The 15,826-nt window shown below is 70.4% G+C and carries 15 protein-coding genes and 3 tRNA genes; 7 read left to right on the top strand and 11 right to left on the bottom strand.

All coding sequences use genetic code 11. The features are described 5' to 3' along the window. Positions 1–14: 14 nt before the first annotated feature. Positions 15–401 carry a hypothetical protein gene (locus tag A3CE_RS0125575; protein ID WP_026468851.1) on the top strand — a complete coding sequence of 129 codons (387 nt, stop codon included), beginning with the start codon at positions 15–17 and terminating at the stop codon, positions 399–401. 223 nt (positions 402–624) lie between these two features. Here the strand turns inward: A3CE_RS0125575 and A3CE_RS0125570 are convergent. From A3CE_RS0125570 to A3CE_RS58735, 5 genes are all read right to left on the bottom strand, one after another. Further along, positions 625–698, bottom strand: a tRNA-Phe gene (locus A3CE_RS0125570). Positions 699–729: 31 nt separating this feature from the next. Then, positions 730–803, bottom strand: a tRNA-Asp gene (locus tag A3CE_RS0125565). 39 nt (positions 804–842) lie between these two features. Next, a tRNA-Glu gene (locus tag A3CE_RS0125560) sits at positions 843–915 on the bottom strand. Positions 916–1,023: 108 nt separating this feature from the next. Continuing rightward, complete coding sequence (locus A3CE_RS0125555) at positions 1,024–1,809, bottom strand: SCO6745 family protein (RefSeq protein WP_020642958.1); 786 nt, start codon at positions 1,807–1,809, stop codon at positions 1,024–1,026. Positions 1,810–1,967: 158 nt separating this feature from the next. Next, positions 1,968–2,222 (bottom strand): hypothetical protein, encoded by a 255-nt coding sequence (locus A3CE_RS58735; protein WP_020642957.1) that lies wholly within the window; start codon positions 2,220–2,222, stop codon positions 1,968–1,970. Between the two features lie 658 nt (positions 2,223–2,880). Here A3CE_RS58735 and A3CE_RS0125545 point away from each other — a divergent pair. Continuing rightward, the gene (locus A3CE_RS0125545) at positions 2,881–3,366 is read left to right on the top strand and encodes a hypothetical protein (protein ID WP_043792575.1); all 486 of its coding nucleotides are present in this window, start codon (positions 2,881–2,883) and stop codon (positions 3,364–3,366) included. A 105-nt stretch (positions 3,367–3,471) separates the two neighbouring features. Here the strand turns inward: A3CE_RS0125545 and A3CE_RS0125540 are convergent, their stop codons facing one another. Next, complete coding sequence (locus tag A3CE_RS0125540) at positions 3,472–3,675, bottom strand: cold-shock protein (RefSeq protein WP_003097368.1); 204 nt, start codon at positions 3,673–3,675, stop codon at positions 3,472–3,474. Positions 3,676–4,136: 461 nt separating this feature from the next. Between A3CE_RS0125540 and A3CE_RS0125535 the strand changes: the two genes are divergently transcribed. The 4 genes from A3CE_RS0125535 (at position 4,137) to A3CE_RS51650 (ending at position 6,887) form a co-directional block, all read left to right on the top strand. Then, entirely contained in the window at positions 4,137–5,342 is a 1,206-nt protein-coding gene (locus tag A3CE_RS0125535; RefSeq protein ID WP_026468850.1) for a L,D-transpeptidase, read from the top strand. 186 nt (positions 5,343–5,528) lie between these two features. Beyond that, positions 5,529–5,840, top strand: coding sequence for a hypothetical protein (locus tag A3CE_RS0125530; protein ID WP_020642954.1), 312 nt, complete (start codon positions 5,529–5,531; stop codon positions 5,838–5,840). A gap of 4 nt (positions 5,841–5,844) precedes the next feature. Beyond that, on the top strand, positions 5,845–6,396 hold the full coding sequence (locus A3CE_RS0125525) for a SigE family RNA polymerase sigma factor (RefSeq protein ID WP_020642953.1): 552 nt from the start codon (positions 5,845–5,847) through the stop codon (positions 6,394–6,396). A 5-nt stretch (positions 6,397–6,401) separates the two neighbouring features. Beyond that, positions 6,402–6,887 (top strand): hypothetical protein, encoded by a 486-nt coding sequence (locus A3CE_RS51650; protein WP_125592070.1) that lies wholly within the window; start codon positions 6,402–6,404, stop codon positions 6,885–6,887. An 88-nt stretch (positions 6,888–6,975) separates the two neighbouring features. Here A3CE_RS51650 and A3CE_RS0125515 read toward each other — a convergent pair whose 3' ends face one another. Beyond that, positions 6,976–8,310, bottom strand: coding sequence for an MFS transporter (locus tag A3CE_RS0125515; protein ID WP_020642951.1), 1,335 nt, complete (start codon positions 8,308–8,310; stop codon positions 6,976–6,978). 234 nt (positions 8,311–8,544) lie between these two features. Here A3CE_RS0125515 and A3CE_RS0125510 point away from each other — a divergent pair, with 234 nt between their 5' ends. Continuing rightward, positions 8,545–9,129, top strand: a complete 585-nt coding sequence (locus A3CE_RS0125510) for a PaaI family thioesterase (RefSeq protein WP_026468848.1) — start codon at positions 8,545–8,547, stop codon at positions 9,127–9,129. On the opposite strand, the gene A3CE_RS0125505 is transcribed toward A3CE_RS0125510, so the two are convergent. The 4 genes from A3CE_RS0125505 to A3CE_RS0125490 all read right to left on the bottom strand — a co-directional run bounded on the left by A3CE_RS0125505 (position 9,130) and on the right by A3CE_RS0125490 (position 15,788). Then, a complete protein-coding gene (locus A3CE_RS0125505; RefSeq protein ID WP_026468847.1) occupies positions 9,130–11,811 on the bottom strand; it encodes a serine/threonine-protein kinase in 2,682 nt (893 codons plus the stop codon). A gap of 55 nt (positions 11,812–11,866) precedes the next feature. Next, positions 11,867–12,841 carry a glutamate ABC transporter substrate-binding protein gene (locus A3CE_RS0125500; RefSeq protein ID WP_020642948.1) on the bottom strand — a complete coding sequence of 325 codons (975 nt, stop codon included), beginning with the start codon at positions 12,839–12,841 and terminating at the stop codon, positions 11,867–11,869. Beyond that, the gene (locus tag A3CE_RS0125495; protein ID WP_026468846.1) at positions 12,838–14,256 is read right to left on the bottom strand and encodes a type 2 periplasmic-binding domain-containing protein; all 1,419 of its coding nucleotides are present in this window, start codon (positions 14,254–14,256) and stop codon (positions 12,838–12,840) included. Before A3CE_RS0125495 ends, A3CE_RS0125500 begins: the two co-directional genes overlap by 4 nt. Positions 14,257–14,525: 269 nt before the next feature. After that, the gene (locus tag A3CE_RS0125490; protein ID WP_026468845.1) at positions 14,526–15,788 is read right to left on the bottom strand and encodes a helix-turn-helix domain-containing protein; all 1,263 of its coding nucleotides are present in this window, start codon (positions 15,786–15,788) and stop codon (positions 14,526–14,528) included. Between the last annotated feature and the right edge of the window lie 38 nt (positions 15,789–15,826).

The following is a 15,826-nucleotide window of genomic DNA, read 5'->3' as shown; positions in this document are numbered from 1 at the left end:
CCGACATTTCCGGTATGAGTAGGAGGATGTACATCAGGTTCCAGAGCGCCGAGCCCAACGTCGAGGGGCGGCATCCCGGCTTCTTCGGATTGATCAACAACCTGAGTAAGGCCGGCAGGCTGACCGGCGGCCAGGAGGAGTTCCGCCGGACCAACCACGCTTGGTACGAGGCGCACTACACGAACCCCACCACGGTCGACCCCACCGTCTACGACCACTCGATCAACCCGGGCGCGACCGCGTGGTTCAAGGCATCGGCCGAAGCGCTCGTGAACCGGGCCGCAGGCTACCTCGAGATCTTGGCCGCCCACGGTGTCCGATGCCACCGGCTGGTATCGCTGCAGCCACCGGGAAAGATCATCTACGAGGACGAGGCCCAGATCGTCGTCGTGCCGCACTAGAACCCGCACACGAAACCGCCCTGAGCATTCAGGTCGTACTCCAGGTCAGAGGCCACCTGAGGTACGGCCGCGACCCCTGGCCACTGGAACCAGCACGAGACCCGCCGTGCAACACACGTGCAACTGGTGACAGCCGGCGGCGGTCAGCAACGGCGACGGCCAAGACCGGCCCCGGACACAAGAAAGCCGCCTTGACCTGAGTCAAGACGGCTTCTTCGAACGGTGGCCAGGGCCGGGGTCGAACCGGCGACCTTCCGCTTTTCAGGCGGACGCTCGTACCAACTGAGCTACCTGGCCGGGAACGCCGGCAAGGAGCCGAACGATCTTGCGACCCTGACGGGACTCGAACCCGCGACCTTCGCCGTGACAGGGCGACGCGCTAACCAACTGCGCCACAGGGCCTTGCACTTACTACGATCTTGCGTTTACTACTGTACTGCGTACTCCCAACGGGATTCGAACCCGCGTTGCCGCCTTGAAAGGGCGGAGTCCTAGGCCACTGAACGATGGGAGCCCGGTCGGTTTCGGGTTACCGACCGACCGCGCTCTCAGGTCCCCCTGGGAGCGATTACAAGCATAGGGCACGCCGCCACCGCTTTGCACAGGGGGTTCCTTAAGCCCGCTACGAAGCCGCTACCTGCGCAAACTTCGCCAGGTCCGTCAGGCGGCCGTCGAGCTCGGCCAAGTCGGGCTCCGTCAGTGCCGATGCCAGCAGTTCGCCGATCCGGTCGTCGGTCAGCTTCTCCGCGTGGCTGCGGCGGTCGCGCAGGTCCGGCTTGCGCTCCGCCGACGCGACGAGCTCGTCCGCCGCCTCCTCCGGCCACGCCGTGCGCAGCAGGCGCGCGCGGCCGCCCTCCGGGTCCGCGACCACCGCCTCCGGCACCGAGAGGCCCACCGCCCGCAGCGCCGCGAAGTGGAGGCCGCCGCGCAGCTCGCGGAAGACCATCAGCGCGAAACCGAGGCGTTCGACGTCGCCCGAGGGACGCTCGGCGTTCTTCCAGCCCGCGAAGAGCGCCAGCCCGCTGGCGTCCGCGGCGTCGATGACGCGGAACAACAGCTCCGCCAAGCGGCCGGGCTCCGATACGGCCGAAAGGTTGATGCGCGACCACCGGGCCGATGACTCCGTGTAGGCGCGGACCGCCGCGGGAGCGTCGAGAGCCGCCGTCGCCGCCGGCAGGACGAAGTCGAACAGCCAGTGCGGGAAGATGCCGAACAGCTCCGCGGCCACCTTCGGCGGGACATCGCCGAGCACCGCCGACCGGCCCCGCAGGTACAGCGAACGCGGCGGCAACCCCACCTCGGCCTCGACCGCGGCCAGCTCCGGCGACGTCATGAACTTGCCGCCCAGCATCTGCACCACCGGGCGGATCCGGTTCGCCGGCCCCGCCGCACCCTCGATCGCCGTCATATCAGTCCCCTTTCGACCCCACGACCGTAACAGTGTTACGAAACTGGCGTCAAACATCCCGCGACAGCTCGGGAATTACTCTCCAAGAAGGTCCTCAACCTGCGGAAATATCACCGGAAGGGGTCCGGCGGAACCATCCGCCCACCGGACCCACCGCCTCAGCGCTGAACCGGCGCCTGACCGTCCTCGTCCAAGTTCAAACCCAGCATCTCCAGCAACTGAACACAGTCCTCGACCCCCAGCGCACCATTCGCCACCGCCAGCCGAGCCCGCCGAACCTGATCATCCGAAACCCGCTGCGTATCAGCAGCCCCACTTCGCTGCGCCGGCAACGCCCCGGCAAACGGAGCACTCCCCCCATCGGCACCTTCGTACCGAAGGAGGAACTGCCGCACTTCAACAGACCCGCTCATAGCCCCTCCATACGGCTCACAACAGCTTGGCCGCGAGGCTAACCAGCACCGGCCGCCACACACAGCCCCCCGGAGAGTGAACCTCGGGCCACGCTCCGCACAACGCAGCGCAATCGGCAACCGCGAAGAAGACGGCCACCCGAACGAACGTCACCCGGCCCGGAAGTGACACTCCACGGGGAAATTTCCCGCTCTCCACTCGCCCAACCCCCCAACTCGTGCAACAATCGAGGTGCTGACACACCCCCGGTCAGCGCCTGTGGAGATCCCCTCCGACCCCCGCGTTCCTCCCCCTGGCGCGGGGGTCCTCCATTTCTGGGCCTGCTCGGGTTTCGCCTTCGCTGCAGCCCATTCAGTCCGGTGCATCGGCCCCCGGACCCCCCACGGTGCCTCCTGCGTAGCCGGGTTTTCGGGCGCAGAGCGCCCTGGCGATCGTCGGCGGTTCGGGCACCCTTCCTTCAGTTGCGTTGCCGGCTACCGGCCCTGAGCGAAACGGGGACAGAGGGCGTGATCGACTCGTTGGGTTAGAAGGGGGTTGCTTTGCGTTTGTGCCCCGGTGCGCCATGTGGGGGATCGTTGGGCTGAATGGGGTTGGGGCTCGGCGTGTTGTAGCTCACAGTGGTTTGTGTGGCGAGATGCAAACGTTATCGTGGCGTTCGTGCCCCTTCCCTCCCTTGGCCGCTTGAGCAGCCGCACGAACCTGAAAGCCGCCGCGTCTTCTGGGCGTCATCGTGGTGCCGCGAAGCCTGCGGACGATGGCGTTGTCGAGGACACCGAGCTCACCTCCTACCTCGCCGCTTTGGCGCCGGACAACGACTTGGAGAGCACCGGGTCCGGCAAGCGGTTCGGGGAAGCGCAGGTCTACCAGCTGCGGATGAGCCTCATTGCCAGCCAGCAGCTCAAAGACATCGCCGGCGAGCGGGGCATCTCGCCTCAAGCTCTTGCCCAGGAGTGGATTCTCGAACGGCTCAACTGGGAAGGGCAGGCCTCGTCGCTGCAGGACCAGCGGCAGCAGGCCGGCCACACCGGAGACCTCGGCGATCTCGGTGACGCCGGTGATCTTGGTGGGGTCAGTGATCTCACCGACGAGTTCCACTTCCCCGCCGACGCCTTCGACGCGCCGGTCGGTGGGACGCGGCGCTAGCCTGCTCGCCGTACCCCAGTCATGCGAAAGGGCCCCCGGCTTCGCCGGGGGCCCCGCTCAGGCCTTAAACTCACGCAGGGCCTGTGAGGCTTGGGAGCCTCAGTCTCAGATCGCGCGGACCTTCTGGGCCTGCGGGCCCTTCTGCCCCTGGCCGACCTCGAACTCCACTCGCTGGTTTTCCTCGAGGGTGCGGAAACCACGACCCTCGATCTCCGAGTAGTGAACGAACACGTCGCCTTCGCCGCCGTCCTGCGCGATGAAGCCGAAGCCCTTCTCCGCGTTGAACCACTTCACAGTGCCTTGCGCCACCGCTGTACTCCTCGTTACACAGATCCGCTTCGAATGCCACCGAAGCGGCACCCCGACCGCCCCGGGCGGTTCCAACGAGACGAGTCAAGAGCGGTTCGGCTCCATGGCTCGCGTCAGAAGTTCCGCGAGTGTGAAGCCACGAACACGCAAAACGACGGCCTGAGAGCAGACTACCGGGATCTGACCAAAGTTGAACCCCGTGATCGGGGCGAAAACCGGCTCTGCGCACCAAGGTCACCGGAACGTCGTAGGGCTCCGGCCCCGGTCCGCCGGACCCACCGGCTAGTCTTGCGCAGCACAGCGGCGCCGTGATCACCGGATACGGCACGGAGTCGGCCGTGCCCCCTCAGTGAAAGAACCCGTGAGCCGGTGTGACCTTAGTCACGCCGATCTTGCTCAACGTTACCGGCACACGGGACGTCTCGTGATGGGGTAGCACCAAAGGGGCAAAGGGGAATGGGTTGACGGTGAGGACTTCCACGCGGCGCCGGGGCGCCGCTGCGGCACTGGGCTTGATCGCCGCGCTCACGCTGGGGGCGTGCAGCAGTGAACCGACGGTCTCGGCGAGCGGCACCGCGGGGGGCGGTCCGACGCAGTCGCCGGCACCCACCGCGCAGCCCGCGAAACTGACCGTCACGCCCGCCGGCGGCGCCCAGGACGTCGCGCCCGGCGAACCGGTCGGTGTCAAGATCGCCGACGGCACGATCACGTCGGTCACGCTGACGAACCCGGAAGGCAAGCAGGTCCAGGGGCAGACGTCGGCGGACAAGAAGAGCTGGAGCACCACCGAGCAGCTCGGCTACGGCAAGACGTACACGTGGGCCGGCCAGGTGCAGGGCGCCGACGGCAAGAACCTGCCCATCTCCGGCGCGTTCACCACGGTCAAGCCGAAGCGCCAGACGTCGGCCAGCCTGAACGTCGGGGACGGCCAGACGTACGGCATCGCGATGCCGATCACGCTGACCTTCCCGAGCCGCGTCACCGACAAGGCGTCGGTCGAGAAGGCGCTGTCGGTCGAGACCACGCCGAAGACCGAGGGCTCGTGGGCCTGGCTGAACGGTGACACCTCGGTGCACTGGCGGCCGAAGGAGTACTTCAAGCCCAACACGCAGGTGAAGGTCAACGCCAAGATCTACGGCGTCAAGGTCGGCGACGGCGTGTACGGCAAGCAGGACGTGTCGGCCAGCTTCACGATCGGCCGTTCCCAGATCGTCAAGGGCAACACCACGCAGCACACCATGCAGGTGATCCGCGACGGCCAGCAGATCGCCGACTACCCGGTGAGCTACGGCCTCGACTCCGACCCGGGCCGCGTCACCCACAGCGGCGTACACGTCGTCATGGGCAAGCAGGCCACGTACGCGATGAGCAACCCGAAGTACCACTACGAAAACGTCGTGGTGCCGTGGGCGGTCCGGATCTCGAACAACGGCGAGTTCATCCACGGCCTCGCGGCGTCGGTCTGGGCACAGGGCAAGAAGAACGTCTCGCACGGCTGCCTGAACCTCTCGCCCGCGCGCGCCAAGGAGTACTACGACGGCGTGCTCCCCGGCGACCCGGTCGAGATCACCGGCAGCACGCAGACGCTGACCGCGAAGGACGGCGACTACAGCGACTGGACCTACGACTGGGCGAGCTGGCAGAAGCTGTCGGCGCTCGCCGGCTGAGACCACCGGGGCTGAGACACCGAGAAACAGCCGGGCGGCCGGGAAGTCCACTGCGGGCTTCCCGGCCGTTCGTGTTTCTCCGCGGAAACCCGCGAAATCCGATGCAACCCCGGCGATCACCGGCCGCATGACTAAGGGCAGAGGCGCAGCGATCCCCAGTTGCGCCCGCGAGAATGAGGAGCTGTCTTGCGTATCCGCATCGCCCTGACCCTCGGCGCGCTCGTGCTCGCCGGTGGCGCCCTGACCGGTGGCATCGCGCTGGCTTCGGAGGCGCAGGCGCCGGCCGCCCCGACCTCGACCCAGGTGACCCGGCCGGGCGAGCCGACCGTGGCTCCCGCCCCGGCCAACAGCCGGTCGGGTGTCCCGACCACGGCTCCCGCCTCGCGTGCACCCCGGGCGGCCGAACCGCGCACGGGTCAGGTTCCGCGCGTCCCCCGCGCCGTCCCGGCCGGGCCGACCGGCGACCTGCACCTGCCGGCCGTGTGGGAGACCCGGTAACCAGGTGATTTCCCGCTCCCGTCCGTCGACCGGGCCGGACTCGCCGTGGGACGGCGAGTTCGCCCGGTACTTCGGCGAGCGCGCGCACAGCCTGCGATCGACCGCCTTCCTGCTCTGCGGGGACTGGCACCAGGCCGAAGACCTCACGCAGGCCGCGTTGCTCAAGCTCTACCTCGCCTGGCCGAGACTGTCGCGGCACGACGCGCTGGACGCCTACGCGCGCAAAGTCGTCCTGCGCACGTTCCTCGCCGAGCACCGGCGCAGCAGGTGGAAACGGGAGCGGCTCACCGACACCCCGCCGGAACTCCCGGCGGAACCCGCGAGCGACCAGGACATGCTGGTCCGGCAGGCGCTGGCGGTCCTGGCCCCCAGGCAGCGCGCTGTGCTGGTGCTGCGGTACTTCGAAGACCTGAGCGTCGAAGAGACGGCTCAGGCGCTCGGCTGCAGCACAGGCACGGTGAAGAGCCAGGCTTCCCGCGGCCTGGCCACGCTGCGCAACCGGCTCGGCCCGCACTACGGTGCGCTGACGTTCAGCGCACCCACGGAGGGGAGGTGACGAACATGGACCCCGAAGACGACGTCCGCGCGATCCTGACCGGCGCGGCCGGCGGCCCGCAGCCGCCGATGCGCCTCGAAGCCGCCGACGTGATCGAGCGCGGCGGCCGGGTCCGGCGACGACGCAAGCGCTTCGCCGTGGCGGGCACTTCGACCGCGACGGCGATCATCCTGGCGGTGGCCGGTTTTCTGGCCGGCCACCGCGCCGGGCCACCGGAGCCGGTGCAGCCCGCGGGCCCCGGCCTGTCCACGATCGGCACCACGTCTCCCCCACCGTCGCCCACAGACCTCGACGTTCCGGCGACGTCGATCGGGCCGCCGGCGGCCGAGCCGGGCCAGACCCGATCGCGCAACCCGCGAACGCAGACGCCGGTCGCGCCGTCCGCGGGATCGCGGGCGACCTCCCGCCCGACATCGCCGGCCTCGCAGTCCACCACGGTGCCCGTCCAAACCCGGCCGGAAGTACCGACGGCGCCGCAGTCGACGCGCTAGCCGTGGCTCACATGACCGCGACTGACCCCCGGCGTGCGTGTGCCCCGCCCGGTGATCCGGACGGGGCACACGCTTTTCCGGCGTCCGCTCAGCGCTGAGCGGACGCGGAGGCCAGCTTGCCGGTGTTGTCTTCGGTGTCGATCTGGTCCATCGGCACCTGGGACGTCTCCGGGATCTTGATGATCGGGAGGATCGCGATCACCGCCGCCGCCATCAGGTAGTACGCCGGCCAGTCCTCGTTGCCGGTGCTCTTGATCAACGCCGTCACGATGACGCCGCAGGTACCACCGAACAGCGACGTCGAGATGTTGTAGCCGATCGCGAACGAGCCGTAGCGCACCCGCGTCGGGAACATCGCCGGGAACGTCGAGCCGATCACCGCGAGCATGAGGACCAGCAGGATCGCCACGATCAGGAACCCGACGAACAGCCACAGGATGCTGCCGGACTGCATCAGCTTGAGGCTGGGCCAGCTCAGCACCAGGAACCCGATGGCCGCGGTGAGCAGCAGCGGTTTCCGGCCGATCCGGTCGGACAGCGCCCCGAGCGGGATGATGATCGCCATCTGGATGACTTCGACCGCGATGATGATCAACGTCGAGGTGTTGTCGTTGATCTTCAACGTGTCCGTGAAATACGTCGGCATCGTGGTCAGCAGCAGGTAGTCCGCGACGTTCAGCAGCAGCACGATGCCGATCAGGTTGAGGATCATCCGCCAGTTGCGGACGAAGATCTCCTTGAGCGGCGCCTTCTTCGGTGCCTCGCCCGCGGCTTCCATCCGGCGGAACTCGGGGGTGTCCTCGAGCTTGTTCCGCAGGTAGAGCCCGATCAGGCCGAGCGGCAGCGCGACGAAGAACGGGATCCGCCAGCCCCAGGCGTCGACCTGGTCAGCCGACAGCGAGAGCGTCACGGAGAGCACCACCAGGTTGCCCAGCACGTAGCCGGCCAGCGTGCCGAGCTCGAGGAAGCTGCCGAAGAAGCCACGGCGTTTCGTCGGCGAGTACTCGGCGATGAACGTCGCCGCTCCGCCGTACTCGCCGCCGGTCGAAAAGCCCTGGATGATCCGCAGCAGCAGGATCGCGATCGGCGCCGCGATGCCCATGCTGTAGCTGCCCGCGTACGTCGGCAGGACGCCGACCAGGAACGTGCAGCCGGACATCAGCAGGATCGTGATGGCCAGGACCCGCTTGCGGCCGAGCTTGTCGCCGAGCGGCCCGAAGAACGCCCCGCCGAACGGCCGGACGATGAACCCGACCGCGAGCAGTGCCAGCGACTTCAGCACCGCGTTGCCTTCGCCGGGGAAGAACAGCGTGCCGATGCTGGTGGCGATCGCGCCCGAGGTGAAGACGCCGTAGTCGTACCACTCGGTGGCGTTCCCCATGGCCGACGCCCAGACGGCGCGCTTGACGGTTCTCTCGTCCACTGACGGTTTCCCCGTCGTAGCTGGTTCGCTCATGCCGGCGACGACCTCCTCCGTGCAGTGCCCATCGGGCCGTGAGAGCTCATCGGCCCAGTCTTGACCGGCTTTCGCAGGTCGGCAGCCTGAGCCGAAAAATCTCTACAGTGGGGAACTTTCCGGCTACCGAGCGAGTTCGGTTGCGGACATTCCTCGCGGGCCGGGCGCGGGCCGTGGCTACCGGCCGGTTAACGTCAGCGCATGAGTCGTGTTTCTCAACCGTGGCCGCCGGTGGCGGTGGAGCCGGCCGTCCCGCACCCGAAGGCGCCGGCGCCGGGTACCGAGCTCGGGGTGCACTTCACCGAGTGCTTCGGCTGTGGTGACGAGGCCGACGCCGGGCTGCACCTGCGCTCGACCGTCGGCGAGGGCCAGGTCGTGCACTCGCGGTTCACCGTGACCGCGGCCCACCAGGGCGCGCCCGGGCTCGCCCACGGCGGCCTGCTGGCCTGCGCGTTCGACGAGGCGCTCGGTTCGACGGTCGGCAACCTCCTGCACCGACCGGCGGTGACCGGCAAGCTCGAGACGGACTTCCGGCGTCCGGTGCCGGTGGGTTCGACGCTGTTCATCGAGGCGCGCCTGGACGGCATCGCGGGCCGCAAGATCTACGTCAGCGCGGACGGCCGGCTCGACGCGGAGGACGGCCCGATCGCGGTGAGCGCCCGCGCGCTGTTCGTCATCGTCGGCTTCGAGCACTTCAGCACCCACGGCGACCCCCAGGCGCTGGAGAAGCTGGCCGCACAGCACGCGAAGAACCAGCGCGAGCGCGACTGGGACATCAACCCGTGATCAGGTGAGCGTCCGGGGCCGGATCGCGTTCGCCCGGTCCACCAGCTCGACGCGCTGCTCGATCGTGGCCGCCAGCCGGGCCAGCGCCCGGTAGCACCGCTCCAGGCCGAACCGCAGCTCACGCTCCTCGAGAGCGCAGCCCAGCACTCGCGCCCCTGGCGTCGAGCCGCCCTGCTTGGGCGCGCGAAGCCACTCGTACGCGGCTTCGAGCACGTTCGCGCTGAGCCGCGTCCGGCGCTCGGCGTCCAGGCGGAGCCGCTCGAGCCGGGCCGACGCGTCGAGCAGGTCGTGCTCGGTGACCGGGGTCTCACGGCCGTTGGCCTTGGTCGCCGTCGTCTTGATCTTGATCGCCGCGACCTGCGCGTCGATGTAGTGGGTCGACGACGGCGGCACGGTCTCGAGCACTTCGACCGCGCCGGCCCGCGCACCCTGCGCCAGGTAGACGCGGGCGAGGCCGAAGGCGGCGCTGACGTAGCTGCGGTCGGTGCGCCAGACGAGCTCGTAGAACCGCGCGGCGGCGAAATAGTCGCCGACGCCCTCGGCGCTGACGCCCAGCGCGAGCTTCGGGGCGATCTCGCCCGGGAGGTCGTCGTACACCGCTTCGAAGGCGACGTGCGCAACCCGGGAGCGGCCGCCGGCCAGCTCGATCAGGCCGCGGTACCAGTCGATCCGCCAGTCGTGCGGGAAGCCGTTCTTGATCGCCAGGTACTGCGCCGCCTGCAGCTGCCGCTGCGCCTCCGCCAGCTCGCCCAGCTCGATCCGGGCGCGCACGATCCGAAGCCGGACCTCGATCGACTCCCGGGGCGCGCCGGCCAGCGCTTCGATGGCGCCACGCGGTTCGAGCGCCGTCGTCGTGGCGAGCACGCCCGCGGCCGGGTCGTCGGTGTCCACCTGCGGGATCGGAAGGCCGGCGACGACTTCGTCCGCACCGGGCAGCGGCACGCTGGCGCCGGCCTCCGGCACGACGAGCTGCACGCCGAACGTGCGGCTCTCCGGGCCGAACACGGTGGACGCGCCGGGCCGCGGCTTGCCGGTGCCGAGCGCCATGATCTCGCGCAGCACCCCGGTGAGCTGGTCGGACATCTCCTCCGCGGAGAGGAACCGCCGGTCCGGGTCGGCGTGCGTCGCGCGCCGCAGGAACCGGTAGTAGGAACCGAAAAGCGCGAAGAGCGGGACGGCGTCCGGGCCGGGCAGGGTCGTCTTGAACTTCGTCGTGTACCCGGTGAACTCGAAGCTCAGCACGGCGAGCGTGCGCCCGACGGTGAACAGGTCCGACGCGATCGACGCGCCCTGTGTCGGCAGTTCCGGCGCGCTGTAGCCGGTGGTGAAGAACAGCGGGCTCTCGTAGTCGTCGGTGCGGCGGACCGCGCCCAGGTCGATCAGCTTCAGCTGCTCGTTGGTCTGGATGACGTTGTCCGGCTTGAGGTCGCAGTAGAGCAGGCCCTGGCTGTGGAGATAGCCCAGCGCGGGCAGGATTTCCAGCCCGTACGCGATGACCTGGCCGATCGGCAGCGGCTCCGGACGGCGGCTTTCCCGGTGGTGCGCCAGGGCGAGCTGCCGCAGCGACTGGCCGCCGACGTACTCCATGACGATGTAGCCGACGGTCGTGCCGCTGTGCGCGTCCGGGTGCTGCACGAAGTTGTGGATCTTGACGATGTTCGGGTGCTCGACCTCGGCCAGGAACCGCTGTTCGTTGGCCGCGGCCGCCATCGCCGTCGCGTCACCGGTGTCGATCAGTCCTTTGAGGACGACCCAGCGGTCGCTGACGTTGTGGTCCTGCGCCAGGTAGATCCAGCCCAGGCCGCCGTACGCGATCGCGCCGAGCACCTCGTACTGGCCACCGACGAGCTCGTTCGGCTCCAGCTTCGGGACGAACGAGAACGGCGCGCCGCAGTTTTCGCACTTCCCTTCCGCCGTACCGGGTTTCCCGTCCTTGCCCCGGCCGACCTTCGCGCCGCAGCTGCCGCAGTACCGCTTTTCCTCCGACACCACGGGGTCCGTCAGCACGGCCGACGCGGGGTCGCGCGCGGGCACCGGCGGGACGTCGACCAGCCCGGCGCCGAGCCGTCCGCGCCGCGACCGCGACGTCCGCGACGACGTCCGCCGCGAAGTGCCGGGGAACGCGCCGGGGCCCGAGCCCGAGCCGCTGCCGGTCCCCGAGCCCGTCCCGGTTCCGGTCGGCCGTCCCTCGCTCGTGCGCTCGGGCAGGACGCTCTCCGTGCCCGGGTCCGGCAGCGGGGCCCCGGGGCCGGTGTCCGGCCGCGGCGCCGGTGGCCTGATGCTCTGCGTTTCCGGTGTCGGCGAAGCGAGCACGCTCGTCGGCTGGGGCGCGTCGGGGTCCGGGCGGACGGCCTGCGTCGGCGGCGCCACCGCCTGCGTCGGCTGGACCGGCGGCAGGACGGGATTGATGCTGCCCGGCGGGCGGGTCGGGTCCTCGGCGCCGGGGATCGGCGCACGCGCGGTGGACGGCTGCCCGCGCGGCGGCGTCGGCGGACGGCGCACGGGAGCGTGGAAGACGGTCTGTTCCCCGCCGGACGGCTCGCCGTCGTCGAGGCGGCCGGAGATCGACGGCTCCGGCGTCTCCCAGCGCACCGGGGGTGGCGGCTGCCAAGTCGGCGTGGGCACCGGCTGCTGCCCGTCGTCCGGCGCGGCGTGCCGAGGACGGCGCGGCTCCTCCGACACTGCTACCTCCCAGATCCCCGACGACGTGCGGGAACCGATCCTAGTCGCGACGCGCTCACCGGTACTGCGGCTGCGGCGGCGAAGCCTGCCCCAGCGAAGGCTCGACCCACTGGCGGTAGCTCTTCTGCCACGCGCCGCTGGTGCGGATGTTCTCGAGCACGGCGTTGACGAACTTGACCATGTCCTCGTTGTCCTTCGGCACGCCGATGCCGTAGTTCTCCTGCGAGAACTGGTCGCCGACGACCTGCAGCGTCGGGTCCTGGGCGGCCATCCCGGCGAGGATCGTGTCGTCGGTCGAGACCGCATCGACCTGGCCCTGCTGGAGCATCACCAGGCAGTCCGACCAGTTGTCCACCGAGATCGCCACCAGCTTCGCCGGGTCCGTCGCGATCTTCGCCGCCGACGTCGACTTCTTCGCCGCGCACACTTTCTTGCCGTTCAGGTCGGCCAGCTTGGTCGCCTTCGACTCCTTCGTGACCAGCAGCCGCTGACCCGCGACGTAGTACACGGAGGAGAACTGGACGTCCTTCCGGCGGGTGCAGGTGATGCTGTAGGTCCGGACCACGATGTCGACCTGGTGCTTCTTCAAGACGTCCTCGCGCTGCCCCGAACTGATCGCGCGGAACTGGACCCGTCCCTCGGGCGCGCCGAAGATCGAGCGGGCGATCTCGTTGACCATGTCGATGTCGAAGCCCTCGAGGTTGCCCGACGTCGGGTTGCGGAAGCCGAACAGGTAGGTCGTCTGGTCGACGCCGGCGATCAGCTTGCCGCGTTCCTTGATCTTCGCCATGGTCGAGCTGTCGGGGATCGACGTCCCCTTGTCCGGCGCGAGGCTGGCCAGCGGGTTGCAGCTGGTGTCGGCGCCGCCGCCGGCACTCGAGTCCGGCCCGGCGACGTGCGCGGGCTGCGGCCAGCCCGCGTCGCCGGCCGGCGCCGGGTCGACCGGTTTCCCGGGACTGCCGCAGCTCGCCACCAGCAGTGCGACGACCGCCAGCACGCCCGCCCGGCCCGTGATCCCCCGCCTGCTCACCGGTACTCCCTCAGTCGCTCCCGGATCCCCATGGTGACACCCGCCGCCGCGAGGATCGCGAGCACGGCCAGGCCCGGCGCAAGGAACGTCAGCGCGCGGTCGCCGCTGTGAGTGTCGTCGAGGAACTCCTGCCTGCCGACGTCGATCGCCGCCTGGAGGCTGTCGTCGAGCCGCCGGAACGCCGGTGCCGAGCCGTCGGTCTTGTCCTCCAGCACGGCGAAGTCGACGGCTTCCTGGTACTGGCCGGCGTCGTCCTGCGAACGCACCTGCTTGTGCGCCTTCAGCCAGTCGTTCGCGGCCTTCGTCGCGTCGGCGACCTTCCCGGCGCCGTCGCCGCCCTGGATCAGGCCCCGGGCTTCGCCGAGCAGGCCGCCCTTGCCGTCCGGGCCGACCAGCTGGGCCGCGTTGGTGCCGAAGTCCCGCTCGTAGGCCGCGCCGTCGCCGCGGGCGACCAGCGTCAGCGTCTCGTCCGCGCGGGCCTGCAGCGCGGCGATCCGCGCGCGGACCAGCACGTCGACGCGGTGCGAGCCGTCGTCCTGGCCGCTGCCGACCAGGCTGCCCTGGACGACCAGCGCGACCGCGCCCCACAGCAGCGACACCACGACGGCGGCCGTCGCGACGACGAGCCCGACGTTGAGCAGCCGGTTGGTGCGCCGGGTCAGGTAGACCTGGGCGACGACCAGCGCGGCCAGCAGCGCCACCATCAGGATCGTGGCGAGCCACGGGAACCCGGTGGCGCTGTTCTGCTCGCCGATCAGCCGCTCGGTGTCGACGCGGTAGAGGTCCTGCGCAGCGGGCAGGATCTTCGCCCGCATCAGCTCGGACGCCTCGCGCAGGTAGGACGCGCCGACCGGGTAGCCGAGCCGGTTGTTCGCCCGGGCGGTCTCGACGAGCCCGGTGTAGACCGGCAGCTGCTGGTTCAGGGTGTCGACCGGGGCGGCCGCGTCGGCGACGTCCGAGGCGTCGGAAGCGGCCTTCGCGAGCGCGGCGCCGGCTTCGGCGACGTCACGCTCGTAGCGCAGGCGGAGTTCGGGCGGCTCGGTACCGATGGAGAGGAACGCGCTCGCGGCGGTCGCGTCGGCGTCCGAGAGCGAGCGGTAGACCTGCTGCGAAGCGGCGGCGAGGGGCTCGCGGTGGTCGATGACGCCGGTGATCGTGTCGTCGCGGTCCTGCACCGACAGCGTCGCGGCCAGCCCGGCCACGAGCGAGAGCAGCACCAGCCCGACGGCGATCACGGTGAGCCGGCCGGGCGTGGTCGCGGCCGAGCGGATGATCGCGCGGATCCCCTGGCCCGGCAGGTCCAGCAGCCCCAGCAGGCCGCTGCGGCCCACGGCGCGGTCGCGGCCGTCCGGTGGCGACGGTGGGGGTCCCGGCGCGGGCGCCGTGGGACCCGGGGCCGTCGCAGTGCTGGTCATCCCCGATTCCTCCCCGAAAGCCGTACCCGCAGAAGGTAGCCGAGTGGCGGCGCGCGCAGCCACCGGCACCGCCCGCTGTCATCAGCACGTGATCTCGGCGTGGGTGTTTCCGCACACACCCGGCGATCAGGTCCGCGCTTCCGCCGGCCCGTCTTCGGCACCCGACGTCAGCATGCCGAGGGCCGCTCACGCAGGCCGGTCAAGCCGAAACCTTCACCTTTCCGGGTGAATTCGCCCGCGTACTGTCCACATTGGACTGTTCGGCGGGATCAGCCGCGGATGGCGGGGGCGAGCGAGTGCGGGAGCACGGCTTCGGGGGTCGGCGGGCGCCGGACCACCACCTCGACGTCGTCGGCGAAGCGGTACGGCTTCGCGCCGAGGATGCCGCCGAAGTGGCGCCTCAGCCGGGACATCTCCGCGCGGACGGTCACCGTGCGGCCGGCGTCGCCGAACAGGTCGGCCGACAGCTCGGACGCCGACCGGCCGTCGCGGTGGCTGGCCAGGACGTACAGCATCTCGGCGTGACGCGGGCTGAGCCGGTGCGTCCAGGTCCCGGCCGCGCTGGAAACGGTCAGCTCGGGCTCGCGCGGCGACCGGACGTCGAGGACGACACAGGTGGGCGGGGCGGCCTCGTTTTCGGTGGGCCGGATCAGCCAGCCGCCGGGCACGGGCTCGACCGCGCAGCTGCCGTACGCCGGCAGCCAGACGCGGCCGGGCGCGAGGCCGGTGGGCAACGCGATCCGGTCGACCGGCGCGAGCCCGGCGGCCGCGGCGACCCAGCCGTGTTCGTCGGCCACCACGGCGGGCCCGCCGACTTTGGCGAGCACCGGGACGGCGAAGCCCCTCAGCCTCTCGAGCTCGGTGAGGTGGGTGGTGCGCAGCTGGGACTCCGCGAGCCGCGACACGGCGTCGACCAGCGCCAACGTCGTCGCGTGGACGGTCGAGGCCGGCCCGGAGAGGTCGACGACGCCGAGCAGCCTGCCGTCCCGCGGGTCGTGCAGCGGCGCGGCCGCGCAGGTCCAGGAGTGCTGCGCCCGGACGTAGTGCTCGGCCGAGTAGACCTGCACCGGGCTGCGCGCGACCAGCGCCGTGCCGATCGCGTTGGTGCCGACGGACTCTTCCTGCCAGTCCACGCCTTCGACGAACCCGAGCCCGTCGGCGCGGCGGCGGACCGCGGCGCTGCCGTCACGCCAGAGGACCGCACCGCCCGCGTCGGCGATCACCATGATGTGCGCGGCCTGCTCGGCGAGGCTGATCAGGCCGCCGCGCAGGGTCGGCAGCGCCTCGGCCAGCCCGCTCGTGCGACGGCGTGCTTCCAGCTCTTCGAAGGTGAGGACGGGCGCGGCGGCCCGGCTGTCCGGGTCCATGCCGAGGCGGCGCATCCGCTGCCAGGACGCGCCGATGACCGCCCGCGGGCGGCTGGGCAGCGCTTTGCCGCTCAGGGCCGCTTCGTGCACTTGCGCGAGGACACGAGCGTACCGCCGGGGGTCCGCCCCAGCCGGCAACGCTGCCTCGAGGTCTCGCTGACCCAACCACCGCTCCTTGCGCTTTCGACCTCCTCAGTCTGCCT

Source organism: Amycolatopsis balhimycina FH 1894 (assembly GCF_000384295.1).
Taxonomy (GTDB): domain Bacteria; phylum Actinomycetota; class Actinomycetes; order Mycobacteriales; family Pseudonocardiaceae; genus Amycolatopsis; species Amycolatopsis balhimycina.
Note: the sequence above shows the minus strand (reverse complement) of the source record. Positions and strands in the feature narration are given on the sequence as shown.